Consider the following 19,284-nt stretch of genomic DNA (forward strand, 5'->3'; position numbering starts at 1 on the left):
TGCATGAACGTTCGAATGTGTTTGTGGCTGGGGCTTGGCCTGGCCTCAATGGGGGCACAAGCGGCCCCTGAAATCGCCCAGCTGTACGCGCCGAAACTGCCCGAGGGTTCGGCCTGGGTGCGGGTGGTCAATCCGTCCGATACCGCCATGCAGGTCCGGGTCGGCCAAGGCGCAAGTTTTGCCCTTGGCGCCTCAACCGCCGTGGCCAGCCCGTTTCAGGTCGTGGACTCGCTGCAGCCGCTACAGGTGAGCATCAACGGTCGCGAGATAAAAGGCCTCAGCGCACCCAAAAGTGCCTGGGTCACGCTGATTCTCGACAGCGACCCGGCACGGGCGCCACGCTTGGTCATCGACCCGCCGCTGCGCGGTAAAGACCTGCGCGCCGAACTCAATGTCTACAACCTGGCCAACGGTTGCGAAAAGGCCGAGGTCAAACTCGCCAACGGTGCTCCTGTATTCAACCAGCTGCCGTTCAACGGACAAGCCCAGCGCACGATCAACCCGGTGCAGGCGACGTTGGTTGCCAGTTGCAATGAGAACGCGAGCCTGCCGATGAAGCTCGCGCCCTTCAAGGCCGGCGATCGTTATAGCCTGTTCCTGATCGGCTCCCGCCAGGCCCCACGCCTGATCGGCCTCGTCGACCAGACCGCGCCATGACCCTTCAATTGAAATGTCGCCTACCGGTTACCGCCCTGATCACCGGCCTGTTGTTGAGCTTGTCGGGGACTTACGTTCAAGCCGCCTCAGCGGTGATCGCCGGCAACGGCGGCTGGTTATTCCCGGCATGGGAGAGCCTGAGCAAGGTCGACAACACCGGCACTGCCCGCAGCATTGCACTGGTCAAAGAACTCCAGCAGCAACTTCAACGCGAACACATCGGGCTGGTCGTGTTGGTGGTGCCGATGAAAGCACCGTTTTATGCCCAGCGGCTGCCCGCCGATCAACCCTTGAGCGTGGCCGTGATGCAGCGTTACGACCACCTGCAAAACGACTTGACCCAAGCAGGTCTGACCACGCTGAACATCAAGCCGATCCTGCAACGGACGGAGCAAGGCAAACAGACCGCGTTTTACCGCGCCGACTACCACTGGACAGCCTGGAGCGCCGAAAATACCGCCGACTCGACGGCGCAACTGATTACCGAGCGCTACCGCCTGCAAGGTGACCCCGGTGGTGGCGCGGTGTTGGGCCAATGGTTCGACAGACGCGCGTTCGGCGACCTGGCCAGTAATTTTCTGCCCGCGATCAAGCGCAAGGCGATTGGTCGCGACATCTACACCGTTCGCCATCAGGCCGAAAACGACTTGCTGATCGACGATGCGCCGGCACCGGTCCAGGTGATCGGCAACAGCTTCGTCCAGCCTTACCTGGGTTTTACCCAGAAACTCTCAAATGCCCTGGACCGTCCCGTCGCACTGACCTGGAACCCCGGCGATGTCGGTCCTTGGGCTACGCTGCTGCAATACCTGGAGTCGGCGGATTTTGCCGAACACAAGCCGCAAGTGATTGTCTGGCAATTCAACGAGGGCCAGTTCCACCTTGGCCCTGATGCGGCAGCCAACTGGAACGCCAAAGGCGTCACCTCGCTGAGCCAATGGCATCAACGCATTCAAAAGGCACTTCCGTGAACATCTTCGGCTACACCGCCAGTCGTGCGACCGTTGCTGCTTTATTGATTGCCGTCACCATCAGCGCAGGTACCAGCATGCTCTACGTAACGAAGACCAAGGCCCTGGCTCCGGGGATTGTCGGCATCGTCTGGCAGCCGGACAACAAGACCGTCGGTATCCGCGGACACTGGGAAAAACTGGGAGCGCGTGAGCTACTGGTGCAATGGACTGTCGTCGACGATCAGGCCTTCGTTCCCGGTACCGGCCTGCCCGCCGTACCGGTGCTGCCCGATTGGGCACGCATCGCCAAGGCACCCTGGGCGCAGGATGTGATCCTGGGACTGGCGGGTTATTTCAGCGAAAACCGCTCACGGGACAACATCGAACAGTTGGCCGCTGTCTCGGAACGGATCGCCAAACTGCCTACGCCGTTACACGTGACCGGCTGGTATTTCCCGGCTGAAGTCGACCCCAGCTGGACCCGCGCCAAAGAACTGCCCGCGCTGCTGGCCAAGCTGCCGCGACCGTTATGGATCAGCGTTTATGACGGTGCCAATATCGGCCCCGTCGCCACCGCCGAATGGCTCAAGCAGTGGCTACCGAATGACATCGGCGTGTTTTTCCAGGACGGTGTTGGCGTCTACGCCCGCACTGCACCGGTCGCCCGAACCTACGCCGACGCCTTGCGCCAGCGTCTGGGCAAAGACCGTGTGCGGATCATCGTTGAAGCCTTCCGACCCAACTTTGGGGGCGGCTTTCGCTCCGCGACCGCTGCCGAGCTCAAACCGCAACTGGCGGCCTATGACGGATATCCGCTCTACCTGTTCGACGGGCCGCACTACGTGACGCCAGAGTTGGTCGAGCAACTGGTGCAGTAAAGCGTGCGCAGCTGACGTGTCAACTTTCAGCGTGAGCGCTTTCGGCCAGCACTCGCAGCCCTGAATGCTTCGCGTGGACGCCAATCAAGTGTCCAATCGCCTGCGCATCTATAGGCCGGCTCAAGAAATACCCTTGAACCTCATCGCACCGCGCATCCTGCAACGCCTGGAGTTGCTCGATCGTTTCCACCCCCTCCGCCGTGACTGTCAGGGACAGTGCCCTACCCAGCCCGACGATGGCCTCGATGATCGACTGATCATCACCGCTGGCGGCCAGCCCGGAAATAAAGCTGCGATCGATCTTCAACCCATCGAAAGGAAATGAACGCAGGTAGCTCAATGACGAGTACCCGGTGCCGAAATCGTCCATTGCCAGGCGAACACCCAACGCTTTCAAGTCGTGCATGATCTGCAGTGCGCCCTTGGCGTCGTCCAGCATGACATTCTCGGTCAGTTCCAATTCCAGCCGGGCCGGATTCAAACCGGTTTGCGCCAACACCGCCTGAACCCTGGACACCAGCTGCCCGCGCTGAAACTCTGTCGGCGACAGGTTCACCGAGACAAAGAGCTCTTCGGGCCAGGTCGACGCGGCCCTGCAAGCGGTGTGCAGCACCCAGTTGCTCAGCGGCAGAATCAACCCGGTTTCTTCCGCAATGGGAATGAAAACGTCGGGGGCCAACAGCCCTCTCACCGGGTGCTCCCACCGTACCAGCGCTTCGGCACCGGCCATGACCCGGCCTGCAATCTGATAGCGCGGCTGAAAGTGCAGACGCAACTCATCATGTTTGATCGCATGACGCAGATCGCTTTCCAACTGACGACGATCGAGGATTCGAGCATTCATGTCGCCCGCGTAAAAACGCCAGGTATTGCGTCCCGCGTCCTTGGCTTCATACAACGCGATGTCGGCATAGTGCAGCAATTCGTCGGCCAGGGTGGCGTCAGCCGGTGCCATGGCAATGCCGATGCTGGCACTGATAAACACCTCATGCTCATCAATCTGGAACGGCTGTTCGATGCAGTCGATCAGACGCTGGCACAGGTGCTCGACCTCATCCTGAGAAACCATATTCGCTACTACCAGCACAAACTCATCGCCACCGATGCGCGCGACCAGGTCATCGGAGCGCAAGCACTGCCCCAGCCTTTTGGAGACCTCGTTGAGCACTTGATCGCCTGCGGCATGCCCGAGTAAATCATTCACCGGTTTGAAGCGATCCAGGTCGACGCTGAGCATGACCAACGGATCACTCAGGGTCGGCGCAGCCTTGAGTTTGCCATCGAGGAATTCCTGCATACGGGCGCGATTCGCCAGGCCCGTCAGTGCATCGTGTTGCGACAGGTATTCGATCCGTCGGCGGGCCGCCACTTCTTCGGTGATATCGCTGGCCGTGCCGCGATAGCCCAGCCCCTCCATTTCTCGCACGGAAAGGCGGAAAATCCTGGCTTGCCCGTCCCCTGCCAGATAACTGCATTGCAAGATGGCGTTGGCCCGTCGCGAGTGGTTTTTCAACCACTGGGAAAGCGGGCCCTGATCAGACACCAGCAAGTCATCGATAGGACGACCAAGACATTCGGCCCTGCGCAGTCCCGTCACGGTTTCGAAGCGCTCTGACAGGTAGGTGAAGTGCAACCCGGTATCGATTTCCCAAATCCAGTCGGAGGACGCTTCGGCGACATCACGAAACCGCGCCTCACTGGCCGCCAACGCCGTGCGACTGACCTGCAGGGAGGTGTAACTGGCATCCATCACTTTCGCAGCCGCCGTGGTACGCCGCTGAAAAAACCAGGTCATTAGTCCGATAATCAACCCCGCTATACCGATCAGCGGCAACACCACGGTCATCAACCGATGCCCCGGCTGCGCCGGTGTCCACTGCAGGGTGCCCGCCGTACCGTTTTCCCCCAGACGCAAAAATGATGTGCCGAGCGCTGCACTATCACCTGAGGCCACGCGCAATTGAGCAATCCCGAAATCACTGGCCAGGGTGCTCAATCGGGCAGCATCGAGCCTGGAGACGAACAACAGTATTGAGGCTGGCCTGTCATCCGTTTCGACCTGGGGGCTGGTGCCTGGCGTCAGGGGCGCGGCAGCGACCAACACCGGGGTGCCGTCGACATCGAGAAATGCCTCGATGGGTTTTTCGCTTTCGACATCGATACGTGCACGTTCGATGAGCGCGGTGATGGGTTGTTTCAACCAGTCTTCTGCGGTGACCGATTCCAGCTGCCCATTGATGACCGAGTACACCGTTCGATCGGTCGGATCGATCACAAACACGCCCTCGAACCCGAAATCCTCAAACAGCGTCGAGCCGGCATTCTGGCGGACAAATGCCCAGTCGGTATCCACCTTACTGTGCAGGTGCTCGTACGCATCACCCCAGAATGCGTAGTCCTTGATCGTCAAAAGAACCGACTTCTCCAAGGATCGCACGGCCTTTTCCGTATAGAAGCGACTGCGGGTCTCGGCGTCCTGGTTTTGCTCGAAAGCGATGTAAACAATCAAGGTGCTGGCCAACAGGAAGATCGACAACAACAGACAAGAGAAGCCCATCAAAGACATGCGGGTCAGGGAAAGATTGGAGGTTTGCATCTGCGGCAGAGGGTCGAGCGACTTGCTTTTCATAGGGCTTCCAGGCGGTACAACGGCTACAGGCCAGCACAGGAGACGACGCAGGCTTTAAAAAACATGCGTTGAAAAATGCTCCCTGACTCGAAGTGATTCCTCGCCTTCAGCTCCGGACTGTTGGTAGGATCAGTCCGTCATGTACTTGTTGAACTTATCGGCCCGACGGTCGATGCCTTGACCCGCAAGCGCCTTCAGCCGCTCAACGGTCGAGTTTTGCGAGATAAGCCCATCCTGCTCAACGCTTTAGCGTCAACAGAACGTTGTTTTTTCGAACAGCCTCACAACCGCTGATCAGTTAGTGCGATTTTTTGACACTTCCCCGATATGCGGTCACAACTTTCGCGCTCCGCTGGGCCCTAACACGTTGGTCGTCGATGGAATATTGGCAGTTTCCGACGTTTTAGCCTGATACGGAGATAAGCTCATGATTTTTAACGTACAAAATTTTGGCGCCAAAGGAGATGGCATCACTGATGACACCGCGGCGATACAAAGTGCAATTGATGCCGCGGCCGCCGCAGGTGGGGGGCAAGTGTATGTGCCGACCGGAACTTACATCGTTTCGGGAGGTGAGGAACCCTCCGACGGTTGCCTGATGCTCAAGAGCAACGTCTATTTGTACGGCGACGGCATGGGCGAAACCACCGTCAAGGTGGCTGACGGCTCCGACACCAAGATCACGGGTGTCATCCGCTCGGCCTATGGCGAGGAAACCCACGACTTTGGCGTCAGCAACCTCACCATCGACGGCAACCGCGACCACACCACCGGCAAGGTCGACGGTTGGTTCAACGGCTTCATTCCCGGCCAGGAAGGCTACGACTCCAACGTCACCCTCGACAGCGTCGAGATCAAGGATTGCTCCGGGTACGGTTTCGACCCCCACGAGCAGACCGTCAACATGGTCATCAAGAACAGCGTGTCCCACGGCAATGGCCTGGACGGCTTCGTCGCTGACTTCCTGAGCAACAGCACTTTCGAAAACAACGTCGCCTACGACAATGACCGCCACGGTTTCAACGTCGTCACCAGTACCCACGACTTCACCCTCACCAACAACGTTGCCTACAACAACGGCGGCAACGGCATCGTGGTGCAGCGTGGCAGCGAGAACATCCCCTCCCCCAGCAACATCACCATCACCGGTGGCGAGGTGTACGGCAACGGCGCCGAAGGGGTGCTGATCAAGCTGTCCAGCGAGGTGACCGTCAGCGGCGTCGACATTCACGACAACGCCAGCGCCGGCGTCCGCGTCTACGGCAGCAACCACGTCGAAATCATCGACAACACGCTCAACAACAATTCCCTGGGCAACCCCGTACCGGAAATCATCATCCAGTCCTACGACGACACCCTGGGCGTGTCCGGCAAATACTTCAACGGCAGTGACAACACGATCCAGGGCAACATCATCAGCGGCAGCAACCTGTCGACCTACGGTGTTGCAGAGCGCAATGAAGACGGCACCGATCGCAACGCCATTATTGGCAACACCATCAGCCACACCAGCAAGGGTGCCACGCTGGTCTATGGCGACGGCAGCTACGTCAGCGACACGGTGCCGATGATCACTGTGCAAGGCACGGCTGGTAACGACACCCTGCTGGGCAGCGCCGAAAGCGAGATTTTCTACGGTGGTGCCGGCAACGACACCATCAATGGCGGGGCCGGTAGCGACATTCTGGTGGGCGGTGCAGGCATCGACAAACTCACCGGCGGCACCGGCGCCGATACGTTCCGTTTCGTCGCTCAGTCCGACAGTTCCCGCAACGCAACCGCAAGCTTCGATGACACCATCACCGACTTCGACGTCACCCAGGACAAGATCGACCTCGCCGGCCTCGGCTTCACGGGCCTGGGCAATGGCCGTGGCGGCACCCTGCAGGTCAGCTACAGCGCCAGCAACGACCGCACCTACATCAAGGACTACGATGCCGACGCCAGCGGCAATCGCTTCGAGTTGATTCTCTCGGGCAACCTTGCCAGCACCCTGACTGCCAGTAACTTCATCTTCAATCGGGTGGTCACCGGCACCAGTGGCAGCGACTCGCTGCTGGGTACCGATTCGGCCGACACCCTGCTCGGCCTGGCGGGTAACGACAGCCTCGGTGGCGGCGCAGGCGACGACAAGCTCGACGGCGGTGTCGGCATGGACACCCTCACCGGTGGCGCCGGAGCGGACACCTTTGTGTTCTCCAGTCGCATGGACAGCTACCGCAACTACAACACCGGCGGTGCCAACCTTAGCGACGTGATCACCGATTTCGATATCAGCGCCGACAAGATCGACCTCTCGGCCATAGGTTTCACCGGCTTGGGTGATGGCAAGAACAACACCGTGTACCTGTCGCTCAACAGTGCCGGCACCAAGACTTACATCAAGTCCCTGACCGCCGACGCCGATGGCAACCGCTTTGAAGTCACGCTGAACGGCAACTACGTCGACAAGCTGACCAGCGCCAATTTCGTCTTTGCCACTTCGCCAGCGGTCAACCATGCGCCGGTGGTGGCAACGGCGTTGCTGGATCAAAACGCGACCGAAAACACGCCGTTCAGCTACGTCGTGCCGGCCACCAGCTTCACCGATTCGGATAACGACAGCCTCAGCTACACCGCCAAACTGGCCGATGGCAGCGCCCTGCCCAACTGGCTGACATTCGATGCCGCGACTCGTACGTTCAGCGGCACACCCAGCGACACCGCCTCGGGCACTTACTCCGTACAGGTCACCGCGGCCGACGGCAGCAACGCCACCGTCAGCGACAGCTTTACCCTCGCCGTGCAGGACGTGCCCGCCTCACCCACTGTGATCAACGGCACGCCCAACAACGACACCCTGACCGGCACCGCTGCCAACGAACAACTGTTCGGTGGCGCTGGTAACGACACCCTTAATGGCGGCGCCGGTAATGACATCCTGGTCGGTGGCACCGGCGTGGACAAACTCACCGGCGGTGCGGGCGCCGATGTGTTCCGCTACACCTCGACACTCGACAGTTACCGCACCAGCTCCACCAGCGTCAGTGACCAGATCCTCGATTTCGACGTGGCCGCCGACAGGATCGATGTCTCGGCGCTCGGCTACACGGCCCTGGGTAATGGCCTGAACGGCACGCTGCAATTGACCTACAGCGCTTCGAGCAACCGCACCTACCTCAAGGATCTCACCGTCGACGCCAACGGCAACCGCTTCGAAGTGTCGATGGCGGGCAACCTGGTGAGCAGCCTGACGGCGAGTCATTTTGTTTTCGCCGGCCAGAACGCGCCCAGCAATGTAGCGCCGGTGGTGGCCATTCCCCTCCTCGACCAGAGCGCCACTGAAAGCACGCCGTTCAATTACACCGTCACCCATGACAGCTTCACCGACGCCGACCAGGATGCGTTGACCTACACCGCGACCCTCGCCGACGGTAGCGCCCTGCCCGCGTGGCTGAGTTTCAACGCCACCAGCCTGACGTTCAGCGGCACGCCGATCAGCACGGCTTCGGGCAATTACAGCGTACTGGTCAAGGCCACCGATCCCTCCGGTGCGTCGGTCAGCGACAGCTTCGCCCTGGCGGTAGCCGATGCGCCTGCCAACACCATCACCGGCACCAATAATGCCGAAACACTCAACGGCACGGCGGGCGCGGACCTGATCCTCGGCCTCGGTGGCAACGACACAATCAAGGCTGGCACCGGAGCGGACATCGTCGACGGCGGCGCCGGACGCGACTCAATGTACGGCGGTGACGGGGCCGACACCTTCCGCTACACCAACGTGCTCGACAGTTACCGCGATTACGACGCCGGGGGCATCACGGCCACCGATACGATTTATGACTTCACCGCGGGCGTCGACAAGATCGATGTGTCGGGCCTGGGCTTTGTCGGCCTCGGCGATGGCAGCAATCACACGTTGTACATGACCCTCAACACGGCCGGCGACAAGACCTACATCAAATCCGCCGACGCGGATGCCGATGGCAACCGTTTTGAAATCGCCCTCAACGGCAACTACCTCAACACCCTGACCGCCAGCGACTTCGTGTTCGGCGAGCGCGCCCAACAGGACATCCTCTACCTGCCCACCCTCGGCCAATCCAATGCGCGCCTGTTGCGCATGACGGAGGACGACGATCAGTCCGGCACCTCGATGCTGGTCAACGATCTGGACCGCTACACCCCTTATGACGTGCGTAGCCAGTTCACCGATGCCGATGGCAATGGCATTGACCTCGCGGTGGGCGGCAGCACGGTCAACGGCCTGTCGACCATGAGTGCCGAGGAACTCAAGTTGTGTTGGTGGTTGACCGACACCAACCAGCCCGGGGCTGCGCTGTTGCGTGCCGTCGCGTTGCTGGGCGACCAGCTCAGCGAACTGCAATCGATCGATAACGTCACCATGGGCATCATTTGGGGCCAGGGCGAGGAAGCCGCCCAAGAGATCGGCCGTGCCACGGACAAAACAGCGGCGGCGGCTGCCTACAAGGACGCGACCCTGAAGGTGTTTGATTACCTGCATGCCCAGTTCGGCAACTTCAGCGTGTACATGATGGAAACCGGTCACTACCAGGAGGATGCGGCGCGTGCCCGGGGTTATTCCGAAGAGAAGATTGCCTCCATCGTCGAGGGCGTAGGCTATGTCCGCACCGTCCAGGAAGCCATCGCCACCGAGCGCACCGATGTCAAGCTGGCGGTGGACTACACCGACCTGCCCTTGCGCTACGAAGTCGATCCGCTGGTGTATCCCGACGACGTCTGGCACCTGCACGAGGAGTCGGCGGAAATCGTCGGCCAGCGCCTGGCCGACTACATCGCCGGTGACCTTGGCTTTCAAGGCGACCCCAGCGATAACAACAGCGTACAGGCGATTTTCGACAACGCTCAAAACCAGGGCGGGATGATTTCCGGCACTGACCAGGACGATACCCTGGTGGGCAGCTCGGGCAACGACACACTGGATGGTGACCTGGGTGCCGACTCCATGACCGGTGGCGACGGCAACGACATCTATGTGGTCGATAACGCGTCCGACAGCGTGACGGAAACCAACACGTCACCCTCGCAGATCGATACGGTGCAGGCCTCGGTCAGCTGGACCCTGGGTGCCAATCTCGAAAATCTGGTGCTCACCGGCGTGTCCGACATCGACGGCACCGGCAATGAGCTGCGCAACTTCATCACCGGCAATGCCGCCGCCAACGTGCTCGATGGTGCCGCAGGGGCCGACAGCATGAGCGGCGGCGATGGCAACGACACCTACTATGTCGACAACGCCGACGACACTGTGATCGAGACCAACAGCAATGCGGTGCCTGGGGGGATCGACAGTGTGCACAGCAAACTGGCGGCCTATACCCTCGGCAACAACGTCGAGCGTCTTTATATCGATAGCACTGGCGCCGCCAATGGCACGGGCAACGCGCTGGACAACACGCTGTTCGCCGGAGCCGGCAACAACGTGCTGGACGGGCGCGATGGCATTGACACGGTGTCTTTTGAACGCGCCCCGTCCGGCGTTACCGTAAACCTCTCGACGTCAGCACAACAAAACACCGGAGGTTCCGGGCTCGACACCTTGAAGTTCTTCGAAAACCTGACGGGAAGCGCCTACGGCGACACTCTGTCGGGCAACAGCGCGGCGAACGTTCTGAGCGGTGGTGCGGGCAACGACACGCTGGTGGGCGGTTCGGGCGATGACCGGCTGATCGGCGGCGCAGGCACCGACAACCTCACCGGTGGCACTGGCGCGGATACCTACGCGTTTGGTGCGCTGTCGGACATGGGCGTCGGGGCTTTGCACGATGTGGTCAACGGCTTCAAGACCACCGAGGGTGATCATCTGGATTTCACCGGCCTGGACGCCAACCCGCTGACCGCCAACATGGACGCCTTCACCTTCATCGGCAGCAACGCCTTTGACCCCACCAACGCTACCGGCCAACTGCGCTTTGCCGACGGCATTCTCTCCGGCAGTGTCAACGCCGACGCCACCCCCGAGTTCGAAGTCCAAATGGTGGGCGTCAAGGAGCTGCACGCCAGCGACTTTACAGCCTGAGTTGCACTTTGCTCGCGAAGCGGCGGTACATTCAGCATGGAGGCTGACTGATCGACCGCCATCGCGAGCAAGCTCGCTCCCACAAGGGATGTGCAGTGCCTGAAAAATTAAAGGCCACCTCAGACCCTAATGCCAGTCAGTTAAGCAGTTTCAGGAGCACACATACCCTGTAGCAGCTGGCGAAGCCTGCGTTCGGCTGCGCAGCAGTCGTAAAACCAGTCACCGCGGTGTGTCAGTTAAACCGCGGGTTCAGGATTTACGACTGCTACGCAGCCGAACGCAGGCTTCGCCAGCTGCTACAAGGATCGAGTTTCGGCGTAACTGACAGGCATTAACCACAGATCCAATGTGCTGAGGGGATAAATCCCTCGCTACAAACGACCGTGTGCCGATTGCACGGTTGGGTCATTGAAGCGCGAGGCGTCTTACGCAGCAATCATGCTCACTCCTCTTTAAAGGCCGCAAGCAAGCGTTCACGCAAAGGTTTCATCAGGTAATTCATCAAGGTGCGTTCCCCCGTCACCACCGTGACATCGGCGAGCATGCCAGGACGCACCAGTAGTCCTGCGGCCTGCAACGAGGCGACGGTGTCGGCGGGAATTTCGACCTTGGCGGAAAAGTACGGCTGGTGCGTCTGTTCATTGATCAACTGGTCCGCCGACACCGTAGTCACCGTGCCGGTGACCGTCGGCGTATCCACCCGTTGCAGCGCGGTGAAATGCACATGCACCGGCAGCCCCGGGCGCAGCTTATTGGCCATCAGCGGCTCGAAATGCGCGGTGATCGCCATCGGCGCATCCAGTGGCACCACCTGCATCAGGGTTTGGCCGGCCTGCGCAACACCCCCGACCGTATGAATGTTCACGTCCATGACCTGCCCGGACACCGGCGCACGGATCGCACCATTGTCGACTTCAAACTGCAAGGCCCGAATCTGATCGGCATAACCTGCCGCCTCGGCAGAGACCTCGCTGAGTTGGGTTTCGGCATCGCGGCGAAATTCCTGCTGCGCCTGCAAGGCCTTGAGCCGGCTTTCATTGATCGCCTGGCGGGTCCTGCCGACATCGCCCACTCCGGAGGAAATCTGCCCGGCCAATTGGGCTGCGTTGCGCTCGGCCTCGAAGAGTTTGTTGCGCGGAATGTAGCCTTCACGGGCCAATTCGCGCAGGCCTTCCAGCTCTTGCTGCTGGAAGCTCATCTGCGTGTCGTAGTTGCGCTTGACGCCTTCGTAGCCGTGCAATTGCTGCTGCAATGCCGCGGCTTCGTGTTCGATGATCTGCAAGCGGCTGCCCAGTTCTGCGCGGCGGGTCAAAAACAACTGGCTCTGCAAGGCCATGGACGCCTTGACCCGCGGTTCGTTGGCGCGTTCCAGCAGTTCAGCGGGCCATTGGATCTCGGCTGAGCCCAGGCGCTCGGCAATCAACCGCGCCTCGACGCTGCGATCGTTGAGCAACTTGCCCAGGGTCACGTCCCGTTGCGACTGTGCCTGCACCGTATTGAGCTGCACCAGCAACTGCCCCTGGGTGACGCGGTCGCCATCGCTGACCAGCAACTTTTCCACCACCCCACCGACCAACGACTGCACAGCCTTGCGTTCGCCCGCCACCACCACTGTGCCGCTGCCGACGACACCCTGGTCGAGCGGCGCCAGGCAGGCCCAAAGCAGAAAGCCACCCAGCGTCAGGACCAGGAAACCCACGCCATAGCGTGCCGCACCTCCAGCGTCGGTACTGGCGCAGGGCAGCGCTGTGGCGCCGCGCACGCTCGGGGCCTGCTCGCTGTACGTTTGTGCCCCAGGGGTAAGATCACGCATCTTCGCCAGTCTCCCTTACCGCGGCCGGTCTTGGCCCCGGCATCAATGCCTTGAGCACCTGATCCCTCGGACCAAATGCTTGTTGAGTACCGTCCTTAAGCACCAGGATGTGATCGACCACCGCCAGCACATTAGGCCGGTGGGTAATCAGCACCACGGTGCTGCCAGCAGCCTTGAGCGCACTGATGGCCTGCACCAGCGCCCGCTCTCCGGCGTCATCGAGGTTGGAGTTGGGCTCATCGAGCACAATCAACGACGGACGCCCATAGAGCGCGCGAGCCAGGCCGAGGCGTTGCTTTTGTCCACCGGACAAGCCAAGCCCGCCGGGGCCCAGCGGCGTGTCGTAACCCTTGGGGAACCTCAGGATCATCTCGTGAATGCCGGCGTGACGCCCGGCGGCGATGATCTTGTCGGCGTCCTGCTCGCCGAAGCGGGCAATGTTGTCGGCCACACTGCCGTCGAACAGCTCGATGTCCTGCGGCAGGTATCCAAGGTGCGGGCCCAGGGCGTCGTGGGACCATTGACTGATCTCGGCGTCGTCCAGGCGCACCGAACCGCCCAAGGCCGGCCATACGCCGACCATCGCCCTGGCCAGGGTTGATTTACCACTGGCGCTGGGGCCGACGACGGCGAGCACATCACCTTTGGCCAGGCTGAAATTGATGCCCCGCAGGATCGGTTGCGAGGCGCCGGGCGGGCCGACATACAACTGCTCCAGGCGCACTGCGCCGGTGGGCGGTGGCAAAGGCATGCGCAGGCGCTCGCGCGGATGCTGGGCAAGCAGTTGGCTCAGGCGCTGGTAACTCTGGCGGCCGGAGTTGAATTGTTTCCACGAACCAATGGCGATTTCCACGGGCGCCAGGGCACGCCCCAGCAGCAACGACATCGCAATCATCATGCCCGCCGACAATTGACCTTCAAGCACCAACAACGCCCCCAGGCCGAGGGCCAAAGACTGTCCGGAGATGCGCACGAACCGGGTCATCGAAGTGATACGCGCGCCGCGGTCGCTGGCATGGGCCTGGGCGGCAATGATGCGTTGCTGCAGCAGGCTCCAGCGCTGGCGCAACGGCCCGAGCATGCCCAGGGCCTGGATGACTTCGGCATTGTGAAACGTGCTGTTGACATAGATCGACGACTGCACACCCAGGCGATTGGCTTCGCCCAAGCGTGTGCGAGTCGACAACTCGCCCCACAGCGCCAGGCCAATCAGTACCAGAGCCAGAACCAACGTCAGCACGCCGAACCAGGGATGAAAGATGAACGCCACCAGCAGGAAAATTGGCAACCACGGCGCATCGAGCAAGGCGATCAGGCCCTGGCCGGTGATCAACTGCCGCAGCGTCGCCAGATCGGTAAGTACCTGCGCCGGGTTGGCGTTGTGCTCGCGCAGGCTGCGGGCGAAGGCGGCGTCGAAAATCCGCTCGCCCAAGGCATCGTCCAGCCCCGCGCTCATGCGAATCATCACCTCGCCGCGTGCCCACTCGATCAGGCCGCTGAACATGAACAGTCCCAGGGCGATCAAGGTGAGCATGAACAAGGTGGTTTCGTTGCGGCTGGTGAGAACCCGGTCGTACACCTGCATCATGTAGAGCGACGGCACCAGCACCAGCAGGTTGATCACCCCACTGAACAACGCCAGCGACCAGAACACCCGGCGATAGCTTAATAAAGCGGCATCAATGTCATGACGAGGATCGAGAAGCAAACCCATAGAGTGTCGCCCGCAAAAGGAAAAGTCGGTCCAGGCCGCAATCCTTCGCGAGCGTTTGCCCTAAGGCATGGAGAAAGCACTAAACGTAGCCTGACGTGCCGCTATCAAAGACGACACTCGCCACTACAAGCGCCAATTACTGACCACGCCACCACGGGTTAGTGCCAGTTCGACGGGCAGGGTTTGCATGTGGGTGACGGGCGGGAATGTTGCACAGCGCCACGATCGTTTGTCGCTCGACCTCGCTCGGTGCATTGCGCAGCCAGGGTCAAGCTACGATCTCGAATCAGAATCACTGCACCGGTAAGCCCCGGGAGTGCTACCTGTCCATCCCCGAAACGCGCGATGGAAGACTGCGTTGGAGTCAAAGCCTAACCCCATGGCAATCTGGGTAATCGACAGTGTCGTGTGAATCAGTTGCTGCACGGCGATATCTCGACGTAAGGCGTCCTTGACCAGCTGGTAGCTAGTACCTTCATCCTTGAGCCTGCGGGTCAATGTGCGAGTGGACATGAGCAGCGCGACGGCAGCGCCCTGCAAACTGTCGTCATGCTTGAGGTTCGACATTAAGTATTGGCGCACCTGCTGAGCCACCAATCGCTCCTTCAGCGTGGTAAATAACCAGTAGCGCGGGGCGACCTCAAGAAAGGGCAGTAGCTCGGCCTTGTTTCGGCGAAATTTCCGAGCCCCCCATTCAGCGTCAAAACAGAGTGTTGTGCAGGGTTGCTGGAAGCTGATCGGTGCCGAGAACATGTGCATGTATTCCGAGGCGTACACGGGCCGTGGAAAGGAAAACATTACGCTGCACAGAGGAATTTCCTGCCCGATCAACCATGACGCCACACCATGAGCCAGCTTCATCATTAACTCATGGCCGAAGCGTTGAAGCTTGGCGGAACTGTCACGTGCCTCCAGGGAAATCACAATCTTGCCCGAGTCTTCGGCGTAACCGAGCTCGTAGTCATCAAGCAACAAGTTCCAGAATCGAGTGAAACGGTACATGGCGTTGGAAAGGGAGCTGGCGTCAAGAAGGCTCAAGCACAAGTACTTGAGTGTGCCACTGCGAATACGCCTGGACCATAACCCCATCATTTCGTCGCCACTGCCCACGGCCACTTGCTGGTACAAGCGCACGAACTGATCGTAGGTCACCCGCGCGTCAGGCGTTCCAAGCAAGTGTTCGGCTATGCCTGCTGCCGTGACAAAGCCCTGTATCTCGGTTCGGCTACAGATATTGGTAGCCCCCTGTAACAGTCCCTGGACGAAGGTCATAGACAAGGTGTTATCCACCGAATGATCCACGCGTCGCCACTCCTCTGCGCATCGCCAGACTGGCGTGATATGCAATTAATTCGGCGTATCGGGCTATTTCAAGCCCGATAACTAGCTCGTTAAGCTAAGGCTCAATCAATACCGAGCACAGCCCCGCCCCAGAGCCATATCAAAACACAAGTGAGACGTAATACAAGTCGATCACGAACAACAGCACCCCATTAGGGGCCATCCAAAAAGCAGTCCTTAGCAATTCGTCAGGTAGTCAGCATTTGCCAGTTTCACGACTGCTTTCGCAGCCGAACTGGAGCAAACGCTCTCGCCCAAATTTCCGCACCCGACGCGTCTTTTTCAAGCACTACCCCGAACATCGAGCCGTGAAGCCCGATGCGGGAACCCATTAATCCAGAATAATAATCAAGGGGTTTCACCATGGACCGTCACACCTCCAAACTCGCTACCCGACTGCTGCTGGCTGGCGGCGTCATCAGCCTCTCGGCCACCGCCTCTGCTGACTTTGTCAAAGACAGCAAGGCCAGTCTCGAGCTGCGCAACTTCTATTTCAATCGTGACTTTCGCCAGGACAACGCCGCCCAATCCAAACAAGAGGAATGGGCTCAGGGCTTCCTGCTGCGCTATGAATCGGGCTTCACCGACGGTTTGATCGGTGTCGGTTTCGATGCCATCGGCCTGGTCGGCGTCAAGCTCGACTCCAGCCCGGATCGCGCCGGTTCCGGCCTGCTCAAACGTCACCGCGACACGAGCAAAGGGGCGCAGGACGAGTACGGCGAACTGGGTCTGACCGCCAAAGTGCGCGCCTCCAAAAGCACGCTGAAACTCGGCACGCTGCTGCCGAAAGTGCCGACGGTGCAGGCCAACGATTCACGGCTGTTGCCGCAAACCTTCAAGGGCGGTCAGTTGACGTCGCTGGAAATCGAAGGCCTGACCGTGGATGCCGGGCGACTGACGCAGGTCAATCAGCGCGACTCTTCGGACTACGAGGACATGGGCATCACCCGCACCGGTGCCAAGCGCATCACCACACGTCATGTCGACAGCGACAGCTTCGATTTCGCCAGCCTGAACTACAAATGGACCAGCAACCTCGCCACCGGCTACAGCTACGGCCATCTCGACAACTTCTACAGCCAGCACTTGGTGAACCTGACTTATGTATTGCCGGTGACGACGGGCCAGTCGCTGAAGACGGATCTGCGCTTCGCCCGCTCCACGGACGATGGCGGTAGCAATGTCGATAACAACGCGATTGGCGCGATGTTCACCTACAACCTCGGCGGGCATGCGTTAGGCCTGGGTTATCAAGGCATGAGCGGTGACACCGGCTACGCCTACGTCAACGGCAGCGATGCGTTCCTGGTGAACTTCGTACAGATCGGCGACTTCGCCAGCAAGGACGAAAAGTCCTGGCAGGCGCGTTACGACTACAACTTTGCGGCCATCGGCGTTCCCGGCTTGACCTTCATGACCCGCTACATCAGCGGGTCCGATATCGACCTGGGCAACAACCGCCCCGAAGGCAAGGAATGGGAGCGCGATACCGACATCGGCTACGTGGTGCAGAGCGGGCCGCTGAAAAATGTCGGGGTGAAATGGCGCAATGCAACAGTGCGCTCCACCAACTTCGGTAGCGACCTCGACGAGAACCGCCTGATCGTCAGCTACACCCTGGCGCTCTGGTAAATATCTCGGCAAGGAGGGTGCAGCAGCGCCCTCCCCCTCGCCGAACGACCGATCCGTATCCGCTATTCGCCCAAATCATCACCACAATCGATGGAAGACTCCAATGAAGAACAACTGCCAACCCTTCCTCGCGGCTCGGGACTTCTGCGCCAGCATCAAACTGTTCCGTGGGGAAGCCTGAGCATGAGCGAGCAACAAGCCCCGGTGCTGGCCAGTGTGCGCAACCGCGTCGGCCACCTGACGCTGAATCGACCGAGCGCGTTGAACACCCTGGACCTGCCCATGGTGACACTGCTTTGCCGGCACCTGTGGGTCTGGGAACAGGACCCGGAGATTGTCGCCGTGACCCTCCGTGGTACCGGGGAAAAGGCCTTCTGCGCCGGTGGCGACATCCGCATGCTGTACGACAGCCACAAGGCCGGCGACGACCTGCACGAGGTGTTCCTCGAGGAGGAATACGCCCTTGACGAGTACCTGCATCGCTACTCCAAACCGGTGCTGGCGCTGCTGGATGGTTATGTGTTGGGCGGCGGTATGGGCCTGGCCCAGGCCGCCTCGTTGCGGGTGATCACCGAGCGCACGCGGATGGGGATGCCGGAAGTCGGCATCGGTTTTTTCCCCGATGTCGGCGGCAGTTATTTCCTGCCGCGCCTTCCGGGTGAGCTGGGTATCTATCTGGGCGTCACAGGTTGCCAGATAGGTGCCGCCGACGCCCTCTATGCCAACCTGGCTGACTACTGCCTGCCCAGTGAGCAACTGGCCGAACTGGATGCCGCGCTGGATCAGTTGAACTGGACCGGTGCGCCCGACGAAGACCTGCAAGACCTGCTCGCCAGCATGGCCACCGAACGTATTGGAGGATCGGAACTCAAGGCCTACCGCCAGGTGATCGATGAGTATTTCTCCCTGCCCGATGTGCCGGCCATTCGCACCGCCCTGCAGCGCGAGCAGCGTCCCGAGCTGCGCAGTTGGGCCGAGCAGACGGCCAAGCTGCTCGACAGCCGTTCGCCACTGGCGATGGCCGTGACCCTGGAGCTGCTGAGCCGCGGCCGTTACCTGAGCCTGGCCGACTGCTTTGCCCTGGAGCTGCACCTCGACTATCAGTGGTTCGACAAAGGTGACCTGATGGAGGGCGTGCGCGCCCTGATCATCGACAAGGACAAAGCTCCGCGCTGGAACCCGCCCACTCTGGCGGAACTGACACCACCGCGGGTGCGATCCTTTTTCAGCGGCTTCCGTCCGTCGAACTTACCGAAGAACAACACATGAGCCGCGTCATGGTGCGCGACTTCGCCCGCAGCGATCGAGGTCAAGCGCCCTCTACGTCCGGCTGTCCCCTTTTTGCCACACCTTGTGGAGTCGCCCATGCTCGGTCTGCGTAATATCCCCATCAACCGCCGCCTGTGGTTGATCCTGCTGATGTCTATCCTGATGCTGCTGATTCTGGCCGGCCTGATGCTCAAGCAGAGCTATGACGACCTCTATGCCGCCAAGGCGCTGAAAACCCGCCACGTGGTCGAGACCACCAGCGGCATCCTGCGCCACTTCCAAAACCTGGAAGCTCAGGGGCTCAGTCGAGAGCAGGCGCAGCAACAGGCCAGCGCGGTGATACGTGACCTGCGCT

Annotated in this window: 10 protein-coding genes and 1 pseudogene; 7 read left to right on the forward strand and 4 right to left on the reverse strand. The window is 60.5% G+C overall.

Features of this window, described 5'->3' with window-relative positions; genetic code table 11:
• Nucleotides 1-3: 3 nt before the first annotated feature.
• From VD17_RS18300 to VD17_RS18310, 3 genes are all read left to right on the forward strand, one after another.
• A complete protein-coding gene (locus VD17_RS18300; RefSeq protein ID WP_046054997.1) occupies nt 4-657 on the forward strand; it encodes an alginate O-acetyltransferase AlgF in 654 nt (217 codons plus the stop codon).
• Nucleotides 654-1,628, forward strand: coding sequence for an alginate O-acetyltransferase AlgX-related protein (locus tag VD17_RS18305; RefSeq protein ID WP_046054998.1), 975 nt, complete (start codon nt 654-656; stop codon nt 1,626-1,628). The genes VD17_RS18300 and VD17_RS18305 overlap by 4 nt, the downstream gene beginning before the upstream one ends.
• A 77-nt stretch (nt 1,629-1,705) precedes the next feature.
• Nucleotides 1,706-2,488: a hypothetical protein gene (locus tag VD17_RS18310; RefSeq protein ID WP_440130576.1), complete on the forward strand. Its 783-nt coding sequence runs from the start codon at nt 1,706-1,708 to the stop codon at nt 2,486-2,488.
• Between the two features lie 19 nt (nt 2,489-2,507).
• Here VD17_RS18310 and VD17_RS18315 read toward each other — a convergent pair whose 3' ends face one another.
• Nucleotides 2,508-5,117 carry a bifunctional diguanylate cyclase/phosphodiesterase gene (locus tag VD17_RS18315; protein WP_046055000.1) on the reverse strand — a complete coding sequence of 870 codons (2,610 nt, stop codon included), beginning with the start codon at nt 5,115-5,117 and terminating at the stop codon, nt 2,508-2,510.
• A 427-nt stretch (nt 5,118-5,544) separates the two neighbouring features.
• Between VD17_RS18315 and VD17_RS18320 the strand changes: the two genes are divergently transcribed.
• Nucleotides 5,545-11,160 carry a putative Ig domain-containing protein gene (locus VD17_RS18320; protein ID WP_046055001.1) on the forward strand — a complete coding sequence of 1,872 codons (5,616 nt, stop codon included), beginning with the start codon at nt 5,545-5,547 and terminating at the stop codon, nt 11,158-11,160.
• 442 nt (nt 11,161-11,602) lie between these two features.
• Here VD17_RS18320 and VD17_RS18325 read toward each other — a convergent pair whose 3' ends face one another.
• The 3 genes from VD17_RS18325 to VD17_RS18335 all read right to left on the reverse strand — a co-directional run bounded on the left by VD17_RS18325 (nt 11,603) and on the right by VD17_RS18335 (nt 15,989).
• On the reverse strand, nt 11,603-12,973 hold the full coding sequence (locus VD17_RS18325) for an HlyD family type I secretion periplasmic adaptor subunit (RefSeq protein ID WP_046055002.1): 1,371 nt from the start codon (nt 12,971-12,973) through the stop codon (nt 11,603-11,605).
• Entirely contained in the window at nt 12,966-14,687 is a 1,722-nt protein-coding gene (locus tag VD17_RS18330) for a type I secretion system permease/ATPase (protein ID WP_046055003.1), read from the reverse strand. Before VD17_RS18330 ends, VD17_RS18325 begins: the two co-directional genes overlap by 8 nt.
• Nucleotides 14,688-14,960: 273 nt before the next feature.
• On the reverse strand, nt 14,961-15,989 hold the full coding sequence (locus VD17_RS18335; protein WP_052962716.1) for an AraC family transcriptional regulator: 1,029 nt from the start codon (nt 15,987-15,989) through the stop codon (nt 14,961-14,963).
• A gap of 402 nt (nt 15,990-16,391) precedes the next feature.
• On the opposite strand from VD17_RS18335, the gene VD17_RS18340 reads away from it, so the two are divergent.
• The 3 genes and pseudogenes from VD17_RS18340 to VD17_RS18350 all read left to right on the forward strand — a co-directional run.
• A complete protein-coding gene (locus VD17_RS18340) occupies nt 16,392-17,660 on the forward strand; it encodes an OprD family porin (RefSeq protein WP_046055004.1) in 1,269 nt (422 codons plus the stop codon).
• Between the two features lie 183 nt (nt 17,661-17,843).
• Entirely contained in the window at nt 17,844-18,929 is a 1,086-nt protein-coding gene (locus VD17_RS18345) for an enoyl-CoA hydratase/isomerase family protein (protein ID WP_046055005.1), read from the forward strand.
• Nucleotides 18,930-19,025: 96 nt separating this feature from the next.
• Nucleotides 19,026-19,284, forward strand: a pseudogene (locus VD17_RS18350) (methyl-accepting chemotaxis protein); the annotation flags it as partial.

This window comes from Pseudomonas fluorescens (assembly GCF_000968015.1).
GTDB lineage: Bacteria > Pseudomonadota > Gammaproteobacteria > Pseudomonadales > Pseudomonadaceae > Aquipseudomonas > Aquipseudomonas fluorescens_W.